Genomic DNA, 366 nt, shown 5'->3' with positions numbered 1-366 from the left:
GATTTATACTGGCAGGGAGGAATCGCCATGGTATGGCTAACCAAAGCCTGCAGGAAGCACTAGATTCAGCTGAGAGTCCCGTTGAGATGCTACAGCAAGCCGGTGGCCGATGGGTATGGCCAATAGAAGTAGCACGTGAATACACCAATTGGCAAGACGAGCTCCGGGCGACACGAGAGACCTGCGTACTCGCAGATCTTTCGCACCACCAGATGGACCAGATCATCGAAGGACCTGATGCCTTGGAGGTACTCACAAAGCTATGCACAAACAGTTTTGATGGATTCACCGTTGGTAAGTCGAAGCAAGCGATTATGTGCAATTCCGACGGTAAATTCATCGGTGACGGTGTCCTCCAGCGTATAG

Annotated in this window: 1 pseudogene; it reads left to right on the top strand. The window is 51.4% G+C overall.

Going from position 1 to position 366, the window contains the following annotated elements:
• Positions 1 to 32: 32 nt before the first annotated feature.
• Positions 33 to 366, top strand: a pseudogene (locus AUR66_RS23300) (aminomethyl transferase family protein); the annotation flags it as partial.

This window comes from Haloferax profundi (assembly GCF_001469865.1).
Classification (GTDB): domain Archaea; phylum Halobacteriota; class Halobacteria; order Halobacteriales; family Haloferacaceae; genus Haloferax; species Haloferax profundi.
The sequence above is the reverse complement of the archived record's forward strand: the minus strand, read 5'-3'. Positions and strand labels throughout refer to the sequence as shown.